Below are 19,374 nucleotides of genomic sequence, written 5' to 3' on the forward strand. Positions count from 1 at the left end.
CCGGATAGCCTTCAGTTCTTTGGTGGTTAAAGCAAAAGAATCACGAAGCCGAGCGACTTCATGATTCTTGTCAGCAATATGCTGTTTCTTAATGGATAGATCTGGCCCTACTAATAGGTAAGCAGGAGCGATGGCAATTCCGCTACTCGCTGCCAACCCATCTAGTAGTAAAGACATTAGTCAGTCAATCCTTCCTTCTTCATCGTTTCAGCAACGGCATCTAAGGCTTCCTTCTCGTCGTCACCGTTAGCCGTGATGGTAACGTCAGCGTTTTGGCCAACACCAAGAGACATAACACCCATGATGGACTTCAGGTTAACGCTCTTGCCCTCGTAGGACAGGGTTACATCTGAGTTGTACTTGGATGCAGTTTGTACCAAAATCGTTGCTGGACGTGCGTGAATACCAGTCTCAGCAGTAATTGTAAAGTCACGTTTTTCCATACTTAATCAGTCTCCTTCGAGCAGATTTACTTAATTATCAGCGGCCATACACCTCTGATACACCTCGATACGTATATTTTAGCAATTGTAAGCGTTAAATACAAGATCATGGAAAATTTAACTCACCCTTTTAGCGAATTCCTTAACGTTCCCGCAAATGATAGGTAATCTTACCACCGATATTGGCCTTACCTTCGATCTGGGTCCGGTACGGATAGGTGTGGAAGACCCGCTGGAACTCCTGGAAGTTCTCCGGGGTAATCTCGAAGTGGTCGATCTTTCCGGCGCGCAGGTCGTCGAGTTGCTGTTCAAAGTTCTCCATATTATTACCTCCACCAGAATTCTACCATAAATCAACTCCGGGTCACTCATTTTAGCATTCTAATATAAAGAGTGCTAAAATCTAAATAGACATTGAACAGTTACGTACGCCGCCAAGTCTTTAGGATTTTCGTAAGTCAGTACTTCTGACTTGCTTTACGACTAAAAGTAAGTATAATGTAATCAATGGTCAAGAAAGGTCAAACAATTTCCGACCTTTCACCCATACTTCTTAAGGAGGTATTTTATTAGATGCTCTGTCAAAATTGTCATCAAAATCCCGCGACGATTCACCTACAGATGAACTTCAATGGTCAGCGGGTTCAAATCGACCTCTGCCAAGATTGCTATCAAAAATTACAAAACCTTCAAACCAATATGATGAACGGGGGGAACGGAATGAATAACTTCAATTTTGGAAGCCTCGAAGACTTCATGAACGCAATGAACAACATGCAAAGCCAAGCTGCTGGTGCTAACGGTCAAGCTGCCGGTGCCCAGGGCCAACGTCAAGGCGGCCGGCGCGGCGGCAAGGGAGTTCTCGGTCAATACGGGATCAACCTCACCGACATGGCTCGCCAAGGCAAGATCGACCCCGTGATCGGTCGGGACAACGAAATCAAGCGGGTCATCGAAATCCTCAACCGGCGGACCAAGAACAACCCAGTCCTGATCGGGGAAGCCGGGGTTGGTAAAACGGCCGTTGTCGAAGGTCTCGCCCAGGCCATCGTCTCTGGTGAAGTGCCAGAAAAGCTGGCCAACAAGGAGATTATCCGGCTCGACGTCGTTTCCCTGGTTCAAGGCACGGGAATCCGTGGCCAATTCGAAAAGCGGATGCAGCAACTGATGCAGGAAGTGCAGAAGAACCAGAACATCATCCTCTTCATTGACGAAATCCACGAAATCATGGGGGCCGGTAATGCCGAGGGCGGCATGGACGCCGGTAACGTCTTGAAGCCAGCCCTCGCCCGGGGTGACTTCCAACTCATCGGGGCCACGACCCTTAACGAATACCGGAAGATTGAAAAGGATGCCGCCCTCGCTCGGCGGTTCCAACCAGTCGAGGTTGACGAACCATCCGTCGAGGAAACCATCAAGATTCTTAACGGAATCAAGGGTCGTTACCAAGATTACCACCACGTTAAGTACACGGATGACGCCATCGTGGCCGCTGCTAAGCTCTCTGACCGTTACATCCAGGACCGGTTCCTGCCGGACAAGGCGATCGACCTGCTCGATGAAGCTGGTTCCCGGAAGAACCTCACTCTGAAGATGGCTGATCCAAACACGATTGAAAATGAGATCCACACGGCTGAAGCCCACAAGCAGCAAGCTGTTGACAACCAAGACTACGAAAAGGCCGCCTTCTACCGTGACCAAGTTACTAAGCTGGAGAAGGCCAAGAAGGCAGCGGAAGAAAACCACACTGAGGACTCCGCTACGGTTACGGTTGCTGACATGCAAAAGATTGTCGAAGAGAAGACCAACATCCCTGTCGGCGGCCTTCAGAAGCAAGAAGAAAACCAGTTGCGGGACCTCGACAAGAAGCTTGAGGAACACGTCATCGGCCAAAACGAGGCGGTTGATAAGATTGCCCGGGCCATTCGGCGGAACCGGATTGGGCTGAACAAGTCTGGTCGGCCAATTGGTTCCTTCCTCTTCGTCGGCCCAACTGGTGTCGGTAAGACCGAAACCGCTAAGCAGCTTGCTAAGCAGCTCTTCGGTTCCAAGGATGCTATGATCCGGTTCGACATGTCCGAATACATGGACAAGACATCAACTTCTAAGCTGATCGGGGCCGCTCCTGGTTACGTTGGTTACGAGGAAGCCGGTCAATTGACCGAACAAGTTCGACGGCACCCATACAGTCTGATCCTACTCGATGAAGTTGAAAAGGCCCACCCAGATGTTATGCACATGTTCCTGCAGATCCTCGATGACGGCCGCCTGACCGATTCACAAGGCCGGACCGTTTCCTTCAAGGACACGATCATCATCATGACGTCTAACGCCGGGACTGGGGATGCCGTTGCCAGTGTTGGTTTCGGTGCCGAGGCCAGCGGCAACACCCACTCCATCATTGACAAGCTGACCAACTACTTCAAGCCGGAATTCCTTAACCGGTTCGACGACATCGTTCAGTTCAACGCCCTCACCAAGGACGACCTGATGAAGATCGTTAACTTGATGATCAACGACGTCAACACGATGCTCAACGACCGTGGTCTCCACATCGATGTCCCAGAAGACGTCGAAGCCAAGCTGGTTGACCTCGGCTTCGATCCAAAGATGGGTGCTCGTCCACTGCGCCGGGTCATCCAGGAACAGATCGAAGACCGGATCGCTGACTACGTACTTGACCACAATGACGTCAAGCAGCTAGCCGCTAAGCTCGACGACGATGGCAACATCACCGTAACTGCAGCTACGGCTCCTGCCACTACCAGCGACGTTAACAAGCAAGAAGACTAAATAAAGGAACCGCAACACCGGTCCCCTAATAAATAGATAACCCGTCCGGAATACGTACAATGATATTCCGAACGGGTTTTTATTATGGATGATACCTTTATTTGTTATTGTCCCAAGCGGCGCCGAACCTCCAGTACCGGCAACGCGATCAGCGGCACGATGATGACGGCCAGGAGAAGCTCCGCCAGGCCATTGGTCGCCATGATCGCCAACAGGGCCGGTAAGAGGTGGCTAACGTTCACCCCGTAAGCGTGGGCCACGGCGGGCGTCCGATAAAAGAGGTAGATCAGTCCCAGGACCAGGCCGGTATTCGTGATGGCTCCGGCGGCCGCTGCCAGGATCGCCGCTAAGCGTTGGGAATGACTGTAATGGACAACCAGACGGAAGAGGTAGCCGGCCACCACACCGATCATGATCCGCGGGAAGATGGCCACCAGCGGATTGGTAAACACCAGCGGAGCGAGCGGACTCGTCGGTGCTACGAAGGCGCGAACCCAGGTCAGGATACCCCAGACACCACCGATGATTGCCCCCTCCCCTGGCCCGAGGGTGATTGCCGCCAGGATAACCGTGACGTGGAGGGTGGTGATACTCAGCGGTCCCAGGGGGATGTTGCCGAAGAACGGAACCAGGTCCTGGAGGATGATAATCGCCATGAAGATTGCCCGTAGCGTATTCCGCCGGATGCGTTGGTGCCGTGTCATTCTCTTCCCTCACTTTCGTTTCGAATAGCTAAATTCTACCAGATCAGGGGTGGCTTGGCTAATTTTAAGGGTGGTTAAAAATAGCAGAGGGAATGCGTGACGGCTAATAAAAAGCGGTATAATAAAAGAAATAGTATCTTTATCGGGGTGAAAATATGTTTGAAAAGTTTAAAACGGGCAACCCAATCTGGGTTTATTATGTCGATATTAATTCTGGCGCTAATCTGATTGTTCCCCAATTGCTACGGGGACGCATTGGCGAAGAATACCAGGTTGATCAGAAAAAATTCCCCAACTACGACTATGTTAAGGCTGAAGGCGAGCTTACCGGGACCTTTGACATGACCCAGCGTAACGTCAAGATCTTTTACCGTAAGAAGTCATGGGGCGAAGTCCAGGACATAGATATGTATCTGGAGCTGGAGGCCCCAACGGTCGTCTACGATACTGTCGAGGGGATGCCGGTCGGCCAACCGCTGCCACAGGATATTATCATCAAGGCCTTCCAGCGGGTCGCCACCAAGGATGGGCAATTCTGGTACGAGATCGGTGCTGACCAGTGGATCAAGTACGAAAAGATGCATATCGTCGACAATCCGTTCGAAGGCGAGAAAAAGATCCCCTCACGTCTGGAAAACCAGCTGACCGTCCTCCGGCTCAATAACGTCAAGGCCACTATTGACTACATCCCCGGCAAGGCAATCGATATCTACGATGCCCCATATGGAAACCGCGTGGACAAGATTGACGATGGCCAGGAAGTTACCCTCACCAACAAGCTCAGCGATAACCAGCTGACCTGGTATGAGATTGGGGACAAGCGGTATGTATCTGGGAATTATGTGAAGATTGATGAGGAGGAATAAGGATACTTATTCCTAACTAAAAAGGCGTTGACTAATTATTACAATATTGGTCAGCGCCTTTGTTTTAGCCTCACATCTTCAAATTATATTTTTTTGACACATCAAAGTATCTTTTACTGAGCATGAGTACTAAATAATATTAGACTATTATTTTACATAAACTTCTATCAACTGGTTTGAACCTTTAGGCACAAAAGTAACTACCGTTTCGCCTCTTGCTGATACTTGTGTTTTTATACCATGCGTTGAATGATTTTCCCCATAATTTAATACCGGTAATACTACCCTACTAGTCTTTCCCTTCTCTAATCCTGTAACTCTATATTGAATTGCATTATACTTTGGAACAATACTCTTTTGGGGTAATTTTACTTGGCAGCCATTCACATTAGCAATATGTTTATGAACATCCAGTTCCGAACGGAATACTTTAGCGTGATCCATGCCTTTTAAGGTTTCAGTCGGCATATAATCGGTATAAACCGCACTCGTGGAGACCCGCTCATAATCACTATCATTACTAATTTTTTGAACAGCTGGCGAATTATAGAGATATTGATGCATATAAGTAAAACTAATCATGCAAATCAGAAATGCCATCAACCCAATAAGCCAACGAGGTTTTCTACTGCATAATTCTGCAAGCACCAACGAGAAGCAGAAAGTGGCTAGGCCTAAAAAGCGCCATGGGAATTGAATAACATGTAGTGGTGTATTCTGAAAAATAAACCATGGAAACAAATTAGTCGCCAAAAAAATGAAAAGTATCCCCAGGGATTCAATAATTCTTAATTCCCTATTTCGTAGTCTAAATGCTACTACACCAGTTATCCCTGCAAGAACAATTACCAATCCCAAGTTAACATCTAAAAGACTATTAGGACTAGCGTTGTTTAGAGAATTATATAATAAATTACTTGGACTAACAGCCTCATTAATTAATACATCTGGAACAATAGGAACAATTACAGAAGCTTTTTCACGTGCTCGAAGCATCGTAATCAGTAATGGTAAACAAAATAGTATTGTAATGCCAACACTAATAATTAGACGTTTAACGACAAGTAAATTAATTTGTTTATACTCTAATAAATATACACACCCTAAAAAGAATGCGAATAAAATGACAGATAATATATGGGTATAGCAAACCAATACCATCCCTATAGGAAGCCATAGCCATTGTTGTGACCACGAATCAAATATTCGCTCCCCACCTAAAAAAATCAAGGGCAATAATAACAAAGCAATATATTCTGCGATGTCCCCACGCATACTTATCTGCAGTAACAAATACCCACTATTGTTATAAAGAATACTAAACAAAAAGGCCGTCTTCTTGGAATTAGTAAGGCTCTTTATTGAAAAGTAAGAAATGAGTAAAGAAGCTAATGTTAATAAAAAGCAGCCGAGGTTATAAGCAACAATTGGATCTAAAATAAATCGCAGTAGAGCAAATAAATATAAAAACAGGTATGGATAAAATCTATTGATGGCAAGGCCAATGCTGGAAAAAGTATAGGTTCCCGTAGAAGAAAAAAGATGGCCGCTTTGAATGCTTCTATACAATTCTTCAATTCGGTTTAAGTGAAACTGTGTATCCCAGCCTAGTGGAATTACTCGTGCCTTAAAAAGATATACATACAAGAGTAATGCGTTAATAGCGAATAACCCTATATAACCGTATTTTCTACAAAATCTACTCATCCGTACCATCCTTTACTGGGTGTTCAATGCGATAGATATCAAAGAAGTATTCACAGACGGTCTTGACCACCGCATAGGTTGGAATACAGAGGATCATCCCCGCAATGCCGGCAATGTGCCCCGCCGCCAGCAGGAGCAGGATGATCGTCAGCGGGTGAATTTTGAGACTGCGCCCGATGATATTCGGGTAGACAATGTTCCCATCAATCTGCTGAACAATCAGGACCACGATGATCACTGGGATCAGCTTCTTGGGTGCCATCGTCAGTGAAACGAACAGGGCCGGAGCGATCCCAATATAAGGTCCGATGTAAGGGATAATGTTGCACAGACCGGCAACAATGCCGAGGACCAGGGCCATTGGCTGCTTAATGATTAGGTAACCAATCGAGGTAAAGGCCCCAACAAAGAGACATTCAATTACCTGCCCCGAGATATAAGAGGACAGGGTATCGTTCATCTTGCGGAGCAGCTGGTCAACTTCCTTAGCGTGGTGTGGTGACAGCCACTTCTGCACGCTCGGCGCCAACTTGGAACCGTCCTTAAGCATGTAAAAGAGCATCACGGGCACGGTAATGGTAACCACTGTGATGTTGGTAACCATCCCGATAATATCGCCAACCCGTGACGATAGCCCCTTCAGGACGATCTGAGCATACTTGGCCAGCTGGTGGTCAAACTGCCGATAGTAGGAGTTCAGGTCCACCTTCTTGAACGGTGAGTGCTGAATCGTATTGTTCAGCAGGCGCTGGATCCCAGTGGCGGTCTGTGGCAAATGAGTCACCAGACTGGTAATTTCCTTGACCACCGGCGGAATCAAGATTGCTAATCCCCCGACAATAATCAAAATCAGCAGTACCACCAGGAGAAGGCTCGCAATTCCCTTATTAAAATGGAAGCGGCCAATCCGTACCTTCATCATCAACTTAAGGATCGGGTTCAGCATGTAATATAAAAAGCCCGACAGGATCAGCGGCACGAAGATTACCGAGATGAAGGTCAAAAAGGGCTTGAAGATAAACTGGATCTTTGTACAGACAAAGATTAACGTCGCAATGACGAGAAGAACCAATGGCCAGAACAGCCAATGGTAGAATTTTTGACTAGACATTATATATCCTCATTTCTGCTTTTAATCTCTAAAAAAGCAATTATAAACAGACAAACAGCCCATACCATTTAGCCTGGTACGGACTGTTCACCTGCTCTGATATTATTTTATTGAACCTTAGTGGCTGTGCCGGTCTGGCTATTGTATTGATAAATACCTACCATATTGGCAACGGTATTATCCTTGTTATTTTGCCGAACTTCAAAGCGGTAGTTGTTTCCGTCTTTATTAATTGGCGTGATGGAGTAGCCATTGTTATTATCAAAGCCCATCTTATTGGCAAAACTATTAACAACGCTAGTACTGGTTTCATTAGCCGTAGTAGTCTGACTAGTTGCTGAGCTGCTTGCAGCGCTACTCGTTGATGCGCTATTTGCAACAGAACTGCTGCTTGAGCTTACCTTCTCAGCATTTGAAATCTTGTTCTGCAAGTCAGTATATGCGCCACGCATTGCTGAACTATTGGACTTCAGAGATGACAAGTTACTGCTTGCCTTATCATAGTTACCATTGTTATATGATTTCTTAGCACTCATGTAACTATGCAAGTCGGCATTCAAGTTGTTGACCTGTTGGGAACGATGATTTACATCGCTAAGCTTATTTGAAGCTGCCTTATATTCGCCTTGACGAATTAAATGCTCAGCGGAATGGTAAGCCCTCGTTGACTCACTCTCTGCTGAAGGCGTATTCGATGAGCTATGACTAGATTGTTGACTAGCTGCTTGCTGTCCACAGGCGGTAAGAAATACGGAGGTTGTTAATGCTGCAATCCCCACAATAGTTTTCTTGAAAAATCTTTCCATACAGACTTCCTCCCTAAATTTACCGGTAAAGTCAATTTAAATCGTATCATGGATAATTAGCACTTTCAAGGCGTTGAAAGCAATAATTAAATAGACTAAGCCTTATTTCATTTTAACACTAAAAAAGCAGTTAAGCGAAAATATAATTTAAGTATTAATCTTCACGTAAGATTTTTCGCTAACCAAAAAGGCCTCCCACAAAGTGTAGGAGACCTTTGGGACTAATTAATAAACGTCCAGAATAAGTCTACCTTATTTTTGTTCAAGGTTAGCATAGTAATCTGCCGATGACATTGCTTCTGGCAGAGTAGTAGGGAATGCCTTATTTGAATCACTATTCAAGTAAGCATACTCACCATTAGGCAATTTCACGGCCAAACCAATCCCGATATTTTGCAGTGACGTACCATTTTCGTACTTGGCACTCCACTCAGTAATCCGAACTGATGGGTCTGGGGCAACGCCAGTGGATGCTGCCTTGGTTGTAAACAGTTCTGGGTACTTCTGTTGTAATTCAGCCAAGTACTTACCACCGTATTCTTCCTGGCCTTTACCGCCACCACGAGTGTATGCAAAGTAAATTTGGTTAGCAAACGTTTTGCCATCAACAGATATTTGATTTCCATAACTATTGCTCCGTGTAACCGTGACGGCCTCTTGGGTAGAGAAACCCATCATTTGGTTCATTACTAAGTCTTCTTGAACCTTCAACCCGGCTGCATGCAGAGCAGCAATAGCGTTGGCTAATTCTTCACCGCTTCCGTACTTGGTTGGGTTGGCGTCCGTCCCTAGGTTGTAACGATCAGTCATTGCATAACCTTCGTTGTACCTGCTCATTCCAAGCGGCGTGTAAGCTGGTGCCATCCAAAAGTCGGTAATTCCCAGTGAGTTAAAGAGTGCAGCGTTGTTAGCAATAATATTGTATGCGTGTTCACTCTTGGATGTTGGTTCTGGCTGGAACAGACTAAAGTCTTCATAGATCATGTGTGAGTCTAATGCTGCATTAGAAGAGTAAGTCTTATTTCCATTATTGGCAATGTCTGTGGCTTTGGTAGTCACATCATTCCCGCCATTTACCGGTACCCATACGCTCAGGTATCCACTAACGTAAGGATTGCTGTAACCCTTCACATTAAGCTTCAAGATACCATTTTCATCTGTCCGAATGGTTGGTGCTGAGTAAGATAGACCAGTATCTGTTGTTCCAATTACCTCTTTGTACTCTTGGTTAGCATGGGCTTTCCCCATATTAACGCTGATAAATTGAGAAGCAAGTTGAGGATCGTTGCCAACAATTACTGCCATCCCTGAGTTTCGACCAACAGGATCCGCGATAGAATCATTTGCATCTACTATTCCTTTACCATAACGAACACTCGTAAGCAAGTGATCATTAATCTTAGTCATGGTCTGGCCACCACTTACATATTCCTTCCGGGCCTTCATCAAAGCCGTGATGGCATCATAGTACATCGACTTTGTCTGCATGTATTGATTGGTCTCATCGTACAGGTCACCGTAGTAAACCTGAGGAACCGTGTCTTTGTTGCTCAGTAACAGAGCGTATTGAGCAGGCAGGTTATATTGAGCGTACTTCTTGTTTGTCTTGGCCTGATCTGCATAGAATTCTTTCCATGCTTGTTGAGCATACTCAGCCTTGTAACCGTCACTCATAATATTTGGCGTATTAGGGTGATTATCAATAATAATCTGGTTAATGACGTTCTTGCGCTGATCATGGTTAGTTACAAACGACCAATTTGGCGTAGCCTGGTTCTCAGTAACGTCATTTTGCCGGTTAACGACACTATTCGTAATTAGATTACCGATATTGTCACGACCAGTAGCCCGACCTAAAACATTTTCAAGCGTGTAGAAGTAACCTGAATCCATGTATAGCTCCGGGTTGCCCTTCTTATTCAGCATTTGAGCAGCTCCAGAATGGTAACCTTCGTTATAAATCAGGTGATCATTAGCGTTAGCCTGATTACCTTTGGTCTTGTACATGCTATCAATCAGTTGTGCAGCCTGATCCAGAACATCTGCATCAATATTATCCGCAGCGTCAATTCTGAAACCGTCAAAGTTTCCGTCAGCATTGTAATGCATTAACTTACCGTAGTTCAGCAGGAAGTATTCCCAGTTAAGGTTTTCTGCTTGAACGACCGGATTAGAGTTATCGATATCATTACCAACCAAAAGTTCAAAACTATTGTCACTATTATCATTACCAGCTTGATTATTAACGGTTCGATTCATTAAGCGGTAATTACTGTCTGCATAGCTCGTATTACCAATTGTTTGATTCTTAGAGTTGTTATTAACAAAGGTAATTTGATCATCGTAGACAGTACCGCTGGGATCCGGAACATAGCCACGGCTGTTAACCACTGACAACTCCGAATCCTTAGACAATTCAGGAACGGTAGCCATAAAGCCATTGATATCATTAGCCAATGCACCAGTTCCCTTGGCTGCAACGATGTGTTGTTCAATAACATATCGTAAGTTTTGTGCCATGTCATCCAACTTGCTGGTTGCAGTATCCTTAGATAAGTCTTTGACAGTATCTGCCGTCAAATTATAGTTGCTGTTTACGTAGCCATGGTTGACAAAATACTTAATGAATTGAGCTTGGACATCCTTGCTTGGCCATGCGTACATCAGAATTGGCCGCCAATCTGCTACGCTAGTCCGGTACCAAGTCTTGCCGTCCTGACTCGTCCCATATGGCCGGTACCAGCCAGTGTAGCTGACGTATCCGTCAACGTTGTTAATTGCACTTGAATCTTCCTTGTAAGCAATGTTTTCCCATGGCCCCTCGGCGACTGTCTTAATCAATGAACCATCGGCGTTATAGATATTTAGCTTACCATTCTCAATCTTTCCGTAACGATTGCCCAGTAGGATACCATTATCACTGAAGTTGTACAGCTTACCATTGATCCACTTCTGGCCGGTTACGGCTGCCTTATCGTTGCCAAAGTAGTAGGTATTCCCATTGACCGTCTTAAATTGGTTGGCAATCTGCTGCCCTTGATCATCAAAGTAGTAAGTATGATTGTCAATATTCATCAGCGTAGAGATAGCTTGGGCACCATCTGGACCATAGTACTTACCATCTACCCACTTATTAGTAACCTTAAGGTAGGTTGTTGGATCGAAGTAATAGTAGCTACCATACCATTCCTTGCGTCCCGTCACAATTCGGCCATCGGGACCAAACATGTACCATAATCCCCACTGGGACTGAACATAATTATTGTCGACACGAAGGTGGGTCACTGGATCAAAGTAGTAGTAAGTTCCAGCCCACTGAGCAACACGACTGGCAGCTGTTCCGTCCTTCGTAAAGAGGTACCAGTTACCATCATTTGCTTGGATGTAATCAGTAGTTACCGCTAAGTAAGTTGCCGGGTCAAAGTAGTACCACTGATTGTTCTTACTCCACTTATACAGGCCGCTGACAATCCGACCATCGTGACCAAACATGTACCACATTCCCCACTGAGATTGACGGTAATCATTGTCGACACGAAGGTAGGTCACTGGGTCAAAGTAGTAGTACGTCCCAGCCCAGCGTTGAACACCCGTTTGAATCCGGCCGTCCTGTCCGAATAAGTACCAGTCGCCCCACTGTGACTGACGATAATCGTTATCAACACGGAGATAGGTGGAAGGATCAAAGTAATAGTAAGATCCGGCCCATGGATAGACCTTAGTAACGATCCGGCCATCATGACCAAACATGTACCATAACCCCCACTGTGATTGACGGTAATCATTGTCAACACGGAGATAAGTTACTGGGTCAAAGTAGTAGTAAGTTCCAGCCCATTGCTGAACGCCTGTTCGGATCCGGCCATCTGGTCCAAATAAGTACCACGATCCCCACTGTGATTGAACATAATTATTATCAACACGGAGATGCGTTACTGGATCAAAGTAATAATACGTTCCGGCCCATTGTTGAACCCCAGACTGAGCCACACCATTATTAGTTAGATACCAGTTAGTACTGCCTTGAGCCCCAGTTTGTGGAATAGTAGGCAGGCTTACATATTGCAAGCCGGATAGTGGCTTACCGTTTTGGTAATACACATTTTGTCCCTGGTCATTTTGCTTCCAACCGCTTTGGACATTGTCACCTGCCAAACGGAATGAAGTTGTTGCCTTTTCCTGCTCACCATTTGTAGTTGATACAGCTGATTGTGGATTTGTAATATTGGCATTAGAAGCAACGTCTTGGGCAGTTTGAGTATCTGCAGTTTGCGATGCCTTATTTGCTTGTTGACTATTACTATTCTGCGTATTGCCACTGTCGCTCTGCGCAGTTGCTTCGTTATTTACCACATTTAAAGCTGCAACATCACTACTCGACTCGTCAGTATTCGTTGCCGCATTAGCCGTGTTTCCCCCAACTGTTAGCAACATTCCTGCTGCAACGGTAGCGACTGCGGCTGTTATCCATTGTTTACCACTTTTGTATAATTTGAAATGCTTTTTTATTTCCATTTTTATTCCTCTCCAATTAATTAAGACCTATTTAATTAATTACGAAATAAATATAGCTCAAAAAGGTAACGTTTTCAATATTCACTGAACTAAACTATAATCGTTCATCTTGACAATTCTGCTTATCTTTATAATTAAAGATTTATTTATGGCAAAAAATGCCTCCCACATTTATGTAGGAGACATTTTGCATTACGCACTCTCAACGCTTGTTAGACACTTAATTTATTCAAATTTTTCTACTATTAGTAATTTACAGAATACGAAGGCGTCCGGTAAGCCCGGTAAAGGCTATCCGCTGATTGTTGTCGACCATAACTGGTGCCTCCCTCACTCTCATCATAGCTAGATGCTCGAGACGAAGAATGTGAACTAGTTACGTAGTCACTACCGTTACCGCTACCCGGATCATTATAGGAAGCGCCACCAGGCAGAATGAAGTCAGTATTGTTGTAACCATCAAAGTTTGGTTGTGACTTGTACATCTTAGTCTCGTGGTTAACCACTGTCTTCGGTTGAAGGCCAAGCTGCTTACGAACCAGCTTAGAAACCCGGTTGATTTCCTTTGGACTAGCAATCTGGAAGGAAACTCCATCGATGGTTGCGTTCTGCCCTTGGAAGTGGTAGGTCTTGACGTTGTTCATAGCACCATGATAGTTCCCGTAAAGGGTCGCGATATCATCGATTGGAATATTAGTCTTGACCCCGTCACCAACGGCATCCAGAATCTTATTGGCAGCACCGATTGAGCCAGATGTCTTGAACTTTTGGATAACGTTTTGCAAGATCTGCTGCTGCCGTTTTTGCCGACCGTAATCATTATTTGGATCATCATACCGCATCCGAGAGTACTTGAGGGCGTTGGTCCCATTCAAGTGTTGCGTTCCCTTCTTGAAGTGGTGGCCTTCATAATCAAAGGCAAACGGGTTATTAACAGTTACCCCGCCGACAGAATTGACGACCTTCTCGAGAACACCCATGTTAATGACTGCGTAGTAATCAATTGGAACGCCCAGCAGTTCTTCTACCTGCTTAACTGATTGCTTAGGTCCGCCGATCGAATAGGCAGCGTTGAGCTTAACGTAATCTGGGCCATCACTTGTGTTGACACGGACCAGAATATCACGCGGAATACTGGTCATCGTAATCGTCTGCTTCTTGGGGTTAATGGTGAAGAGTTCCATTGAATCAGTGTTACCACCCTTATTACCCCGGTTCAGGGCACCAACATCGGTCCCCATTGCAAGGACGGAGACCGGTTCACCCTTTTGCAGCTTCTTACTGATCTTTCCATCGCCATTAGCGAACATCCCATTGGCCGCTGAGTGAATCTTGTGATATTCATAGAACCCACCCAAGGCAACCAAGATGATCAAGATCCAGATGAGAGCGCGCATCCAGTTAGGCATCCGGTAATGGTGCTTAACTGGCGGTTCAAAGTTATCCTGAGGCTCTTGGTAGTTATCATTCGGCTGATAACGTGGCGGTTCCTCAGCCTGTTCTTCTTGTTCACGTTGGCGGTTTTCATTAACCTGCTTTTGAATCCGCTCCTCCATCCGTTTCCGGTACTCTTCGCGGGATTCGCGGTGATTATTATTATCCATAAAGATTAATACCTCGACCAAATAAATTCTAACAGTATCAAATATAGCAAAATTGTCAATGTAAATTCAATGCAATATATATAGTTTAACCTTTCTGTAACTTTTTGGAAAGTTAGACTTTAACAAAAAATTATATTAATATAGTAGAGATATTTCGCGAATACTATATATGAAAGGATTTTATCGATGAAATCAACTAAAGAACTCGCTGAAGCAGTCAATAAGCGACGGACCTTTGCGATCATCTCGCACCCTGACGCCGGGAAGACGACGATTACTGAACAGCTCCTGCTCTTCGGGGGCGTTGTCCGGGAAGCCGGAACGGTTAAGGCCCGGAAGACCGGGAACTTCGCTAAGTCCGACTGGATGGAGATCGAAAAGAAGCGTGGAATCTCTGTTACCTCGTCTGTTATGCAGTTTGACTTCAAGGGCAAGCGGATCAATATCCTGGATACCCCAGGACACGAAGACTTCTCTGAAGACACCTACCGGACCTTGATGGCGGTGGATTCTGCGGTCATGGTGATTGACTCTGCTAAGGGGATCGAGCCTCAGACCAAGAAGCTCTTCCAGATCTGTAAGATGCGGGGGATTCCGATCTTCACATTCATGAATAAGTTCGACCGGGATGCCCGGGAACCACTCGATCTGCTGAATGAGGTTGAGGACGTGCTGGGCATCGAAACTTACCCGATGAACTGGCCAATTGGTTCTGGTCACCAGTTTAAGGGTCTCTATGATCGTTTTAATCGTCGGGTTGCCCTGACGCACCCGTCGGACCCAGATAACCCATACCTGCCACTGGATGACGATGGCAAGGTTAAGGGTGACAACCCGCTGGCCGGCGCTGGTGAATGGCAGGACGCCCTCGACGGGATGGAACTGATCGAGGTGGCTGGGAACCAGCTTGACCGGGACAAGATTGCCCGTGGTGACCAGACTCCTGTGTTCTTCGGTTCAGCCCTGACTAACTTTGGGGTTCAGACCTTCTTGGAGAACTACCTGCAGTTTGCACCGGCACCGGGTGACCACAAGACTGAAGACGGTGAGGTAGTCAAGCCATTAGATAAAGAATTCTCCGGCTTTGTCTTTAAGATTCAGGCCAACATGAACCCGCGGCACCGTGATCGGATTGCCTTTGTCCGGATCTGCTCCGGTGAGTTTGACCGGGGGATAGACGTTACCTTGTCCCGGACCCAGAAGCCGCTCCGGCTTTCCAACGTGACCGAGTTCATGGCCGACACCCGGGAGAATGTCGAGACGGCGGTGGCCGGTGACATTATCGGGCTGTACGATACCGGGAACTTCCAAATTGGCGACTCCATCTACACCGGTAAAAAGAATATTCAATTTGAAAAGCTGCCGCAGTTCACGCCGGAGCTTTTCGTTCGGGTCTCTGCCAAGAACGTCATGAAGCAGAAGTCTTTCCACAAGGGGATCAACCAACTGGTTCAAGAAGGGGCGGTGCAACTCTACCGGAGTTACACTTCTAACGATTACATCTTAGGGGCCGTTGGTCAGCTGCAGTTTGAAGTGTTCAAGTTCCGGATGAAGAACGAATACAATTCTGATGTCATCATGGAACCAATGGGTCACAAGACAGCGCGGTGGATTGATCCTGCCCAGCTGGATGAGAAGATGTCCTCATCCCGGAATATTCTGGTTAAGGATATCCATGACCAGCCACTCTTCCTGTTTGAAAACCAGTTTGCCGAGAACTGGTTCAAGCAAAAATATCCAGACGTTAAGTTGAAGGCTAAACTGTAAAAGCAATTAATTAAATAGTTAATAAATTAATTTATAAGATAATAAAAATGAGTTCTCACACAATATTTCATTGCGTAAGAACTCATTTTATTTAACGACTAATAATAGTCTCATGATTTAACCACATTAGATTAACTAGGCACGGCTGAGATACCCATTGGCATCTGCCCAGTAACGGACACCGCCAACATAAACATATTGATTAGTAACTTTAAGATAGGTCACCGGATCAAAGTAGTATAAGTTGCCTAACCAATTATAAAGACCACTAACAATCCGACCATCCGGGCCAAACATATACCAGTCGCCCCATTGAGACTGCCGATAGCTATTCGTTACCTTCAGATAGGTTACCGGGTCAAAGTAATAATAGGATCCAGCCCACTTCTGTACACCGGTTAGGATCCGACCATCGTTGCCAAAGAGGTACCAATCGCCCCACTGAGATTGACGATAATCATTCGTTACCTTCAAGTAGGTTACTGGGTCAAAGTAATAGTAGGATCCAGCCCATTTTTGTACACCGGTTAAGATTCGACCATCGCTACCAAAGAGATACCAGCTACCCCACTGCGACTGACGATAATCATTTGTTACCTTCAAGTAGGTTACTGGGTCAAAGTAATAGTAGGATCCAGCCCACTTCTGTACACCGGTTAAGATTCGGCCATCATTACCAAAGAGGTACCAATCGCCCCATTGGGATTGAACATAATCATTGTCTACCCGCAAATAGTTCTGCGGATTAAAGTAATAATAGGTTCCGGCCCATTTCTGTACACCAGATTGAACAACACCGTTATCAACAAGGTACCAACTAGTCCCTACACCATTGATTGTCGGCAGCGAAACATATTGGCGCCCTGCTAATGGCTGGTTGTCTTTATAATAAACGTAGTGGTTACCATCACTGGAAATTCGCCAGCCTGTAACGTTATTATCACTTGGTTGATTAGCTCCTGTCTGGTTTGCCCCAGCCCAGATAAAATGCATATCAACATTCAGAAGTTTATATGTAAGAGGAGTCCCATCAGAATAATATCCCTTTCCAGTTCCTTCCGTAAGAGATGGGTAAACTGACATCCGATCAATTGGCTGATAATTCGTCAGGAAGTTTTGAGCATGGCCAAAATTGTCGTCTGCATCCTTGAAGAGCATCAGGGTAACCCCATAGTAGATCATAGCTTGCAGATCGTCCATGTTATTAACACTAAATAGCGGGACGCTATCGGTATTCGCAAAATCACGTCCTAGCGCTTCATCAAACGGCCGTGCCCGTAGTCCAGAAACATTGTCAATGTAAATCTGAAAGGCAGAAATATTCTCCGCATGCCCCTGAAGAATATCCTCATCATGCCAATCACCCTTCAAAAGGCTCTTACCCTTTTCCTGGTATTGATTGGCCATTCCCTTGACGGTATTAACTGAATCCTGGTTCTGAGTAAATGGTGGTTGTGCCTTTAATTCATAACGTACCTGATTAACCAAATTCAACGCATATTGATTCATTTGAATCGTCTTTTCCGGTGTTAAGCTGCTAATATCAACGGTCTCTTGTTCGGCACCGGGATCTTGCTGATAGTTATTATTGTAAACCCCGTTAACGGATGTCTTCTCCAGCTCGTTGGCCTGCTCACTATTTTGAACATTTTTGACTGCGTCCAGAGTATATCCCGCTGGAATATTAATATTCTGAACGCTAACGGCAGCTGCACTAGCCGCTTGTGTTTGCGCCTGAGCTAAATTATTAGAGTATAATTGAACATTATTCTGAGTATAGTTACTCGTACTATTAACCTGTTGTTGAATAGCAGACTGATTATTATTAGCAGTAGTATCGGCCTTTACATTGACGCCACCCAGCATCAATCCTGCCGCAGTCGATACCGCTGCTAGCATTGCTAACTTTGCAATTTTAGTTTTCAAAACCATTTCCTCCTACTCGAAAACTAATTAGTTATCACCTTTTACTTTACCATTTATTAGGCCCTGTTTGTTCAATTAAAATAAAATTCTCCCCCAAATGCTCTTTTGATCTCATGTTTTTCCTCCCCAACATAGTAACAAAATAACACTATTATAATACTACCAAATTGCAAGTAAATCACTGCTTATTTTCTTGCTTCAGAAAATGATGTACTTCTTGAAGCCTAAATTCAAACTCTCGGCGATCCTGACGCTGAATAGAGTCTAAAATTAACCCACTATAAAATGAAATTATTCCCGCAATGACACAAAATCCACAAACAATTAATGTTGGCATATTAGCTACTCTTCCTGTTAAATGATAGGGAATCCATACATGTGGAACAAAGACAATTGCTGCAATAATAAGTAGTAGTAAAGAAAGGAAGCCGTAGAACTTAAAAGGCTTATAGTTTCGATACAGAGTAAAGATAAGCCGCAAAACCTTAAAGCCATCAGAAAATGTATTCAGCTTAGATTCACTACCAGCCGGTCGATCACGATATTCAATAACATGGTTAGCCATTGCCATATTATTAACAATAGCAAAAATACTCATTTCTGTTTCAATTTCAAAGCCATGTGACAAGACGGGATATGTCTTAACAAACTCAGCACTAAAAGCCCGATAGCCAGTCATAATATCCCGAATATCATTTTTAAAGAAGAAATTAATACTTCCTCGCACTAGTTTATTTCCAATGCCATGGAATGGCCGCTTATTTTCTTCAAAATAACTTGAACTAAGGCGATCCCCAACGACCATGTCGTACTTCTGATCTAGAACATAGCTAGCCATCTTAGGAATTTCTTCAGCTGGATATGTATCATCACCATCAATCATGATGTAACATTCCGCATCGATTTCCCGAAACATTCTTCGAATAACATTACCTTTTCCCTGCATGTATTCATGTCTAACAACTGCACCAGCTTTTTTTGCTAGTTCAGCTGTATTATCAGATGAATTATTATCATAAACATAAACTGTTGAATTAGGAATATTGGCAATTGCTTTTTGACAATCCAACACAACTTTCTCTATAGTCTTTCCCTCATTGTAACAAGGAATGAGGACAGCAATTTTATCCAT

14 protein-coding genes are annotated in these 19,374 nt (G+C 44.8%); 3 read left to right on the forward strand and 11 right to left on the reverse strand.

The window, feature by feature from the left end; translation table 11 throughout:
* The 3 genes from ACEYV4_RS02550 to ACEYV4_RS02560 all read right to left on the reverse strand — a co-directional run.
* The coding region (locus ACEYV4_RS02550) for a phosphoenolpyruvate-utilizing N-terminal domain-containing protein (RefSeq protein ID WP_373841909.1) at window positions 1–177 on the reverse strand (177 nt) is incomplete at its 3' end.
* Window positions 177–443: a phosphocarrier protein HPr gene (locus tag ACEYV4_RS02555; protein ID WP_289577332.1), complete on the reverse strand. Its 267-nt coding sequence runs from the start codon at window positions 441–443 to the stop codon at window positions 177–179. The genes ACEYV4_RS02555 and ACEYV4_RS02550, both read right to left, overlap by 1 nt.
* 142 nt (window positions 444–585) lie before the next feature.
* Window positions 586–765: a hypothetical protein gene (locus ACEYV4_RS02560; protein ID WP_373841877.1), complete on the reverse strand. Its 180-nt coding sequence runs from the start codon at window positions 763–765 to the stop codon at window positions 586–588.
* 251 nt (window positions 766–1,016) lie between these two features.
* Between ACEYV4_RS02560 and ACEYV4_RS02565 the strand changes: the two genes are divergently transcribed.
* Window positions 1,017–3,236, forward strand: a complete 2,220-nt coding sequence (locus tag ACEYV4_RS02565) for an AAA family ATPase (protein WP_373841878.1) — start codon at window positions 1,017–1,019, stop codon at window positions 3,234–3,236.
* A gap of 104 nt (window positions 3,237–3,340) precedes the next feature.
* Here ACEYV4_RS02565 and ACEYV4_RS02570 read toward each other — a convergent pair whose 3' ends face one another.
* The gene (locus tag ACEYV4_RS02570) at window positions 3,341–3,940 is read right to left on the reverse strand and encodes an ECF transporter S component (protein WP_373841879.1); all 600 of its coding nucleotides are present in this window, start codon (window positions 3,938–3,940) and stop codon (window positions 3,341–3,343) included.
* Between the two features lie 155 nt (window positions 3,941–4,095).
* On the opposite strand from ACEYV4_RS02570, the gene ACEYV4_RS02575 reads away from it, so the two are divergent.
* Entirely contained in the window at window positions 4,096–4,806 is a 711-nt protein-coding gene (locus ACEYV4_RS02575; protein WP_373841880.1) for a MucBP domain-containing protein, read from the forward strand.
* Window positions 4,807–4,953: 147 nt separating this feature from the next.
* On the opposite strand, the gene ACEYV4_RS02580 is transcribed toward ACEYV4_RS02575, so the two are convergent.
* From ACEYV4_RS02580 to ACEYV4_RS02600, 5 genes are all read right to left on the reverse strand, one after another.
* Window positions 4,954–6,513, reverse strand: coding sequence for a hypothetical protein (locus ACEYV4_RS02580; RefSeq protein WP_373841881.1), 1,560 nt, complete (start codon window positions 6,511–6,513; stop codon window positions 4,954–4,956).
* Window positions 6,506–7,624 carry an AI-2E family transporter gene (locus tag ACEYV4_RS02585; RefSeq protein ID WP_373841882.1) on the reverse strand — a complete coding sequence of 373 codons (1,119 nt, stop codon included), beginning with the start codon at window positions 7,622–7,624 and terminating at the stop codon, window positions 6,506–6,508. Before ACEYV4_RS02585 ends, ACEYV4_RS02580 begins: the two co-directional genes overlap by 8 nt.
* Window positions 7,625–7,731: 107 nt before the next feature.
* Window positions 7,732–8,430 carry a hypothetical protein gene (locus ACEYV4_RS02590; RefSeq protein WP_289577323.1) on the reverse strand — a complete coding sequence of 233 codons (699 nt, stop codon included), beginning with the start codon at window positions 8,428–8,430 and terminating at the stop codon, window positions 7,732–7,734.
* 252 nt (window positions 8,431–8,682) lie between these two features.
* Window positions 8,683–12,945 carry a glycoside hydrolase family 70 protein gene (locus ACEYV4_RS02595; RefSeq protein ID WP_373841883.1) on the reverse strand — a complete coding sequence of 1,421 codons (4,263 nt, stop codon included), beginning with the start codon at window positions 12,943–12,945 and terminating at the stop codon, window positions 8,683–8,685.
* 245 nt (window positions 12,946–13,190) lie between these two features.
* Complete coding sequence (locus tag ACEYV4_RS02600) at window positions 13,191–14,549, reverse strand: LCP family protein (RefSeq protein WP_373841884.1); 1,359 nt, start codon at window positions 14,547–14,549, stop codon at window positions 13,191–13,193.
* A gap of 186 nt (window positions 14,550–14,735) precedes the next feature.
* Between ACEYV4_RS02600 and ACEYV4_RS02605 the strand changes: the two genes are divergently transcribed.
* Window positions 14,736–16,316 carry a peptide chain release factor 3 gene (locus tag ACEYV4_RS02605; protein WP_373841885.1) on the forward strand — a complete coding sequence of 527 codons (1,581 nt, stop codon included), beginning with the start codon at window positions 14,736–14,738 and terminating at the stop codon, window positions 16,314–16,316.
* A gap of 135 nt (window positions 16,317–16,451) precedes the next feature.
* On the opposite strand, the gene ACEYV4_RS02610 is transcribed toward ACEYV4_RS02605, so the two are convergent.
* Complete coding sequence (locus ACEYV4_RS02610; protein WP_373841886.1) at window positions 16,452–18,242, reverse strand: SEC10/PgrA surface exclusion domain-containing protein; 1,791 nt, start codon at window positions 18,240–18,242, stop codon at window positions 16,452–16,454.
* A gap of 178 nt (window positions 18,243–18,420) precedes the next feature.
* A complete protein-coding gene (locus ACEYV4_RS02615; RefSeq protein WP_373841887.1) occupies window positions 18,421–19,374 on the reverse strand; it encodes a glycosyltransferase family 2 protein in 954 nt (317 codons plus the stop codon).

Origin of the sequence: Limosilactobacillus sp. (assembly GCF_041859915.1) — a bacterium.
In the GTDB taxonomy this organism is placed as follows: Bacteria; Bacillota; Bacilli; order Lactobacillales; family Lactobacillaceae; genus Limosilactobacillus.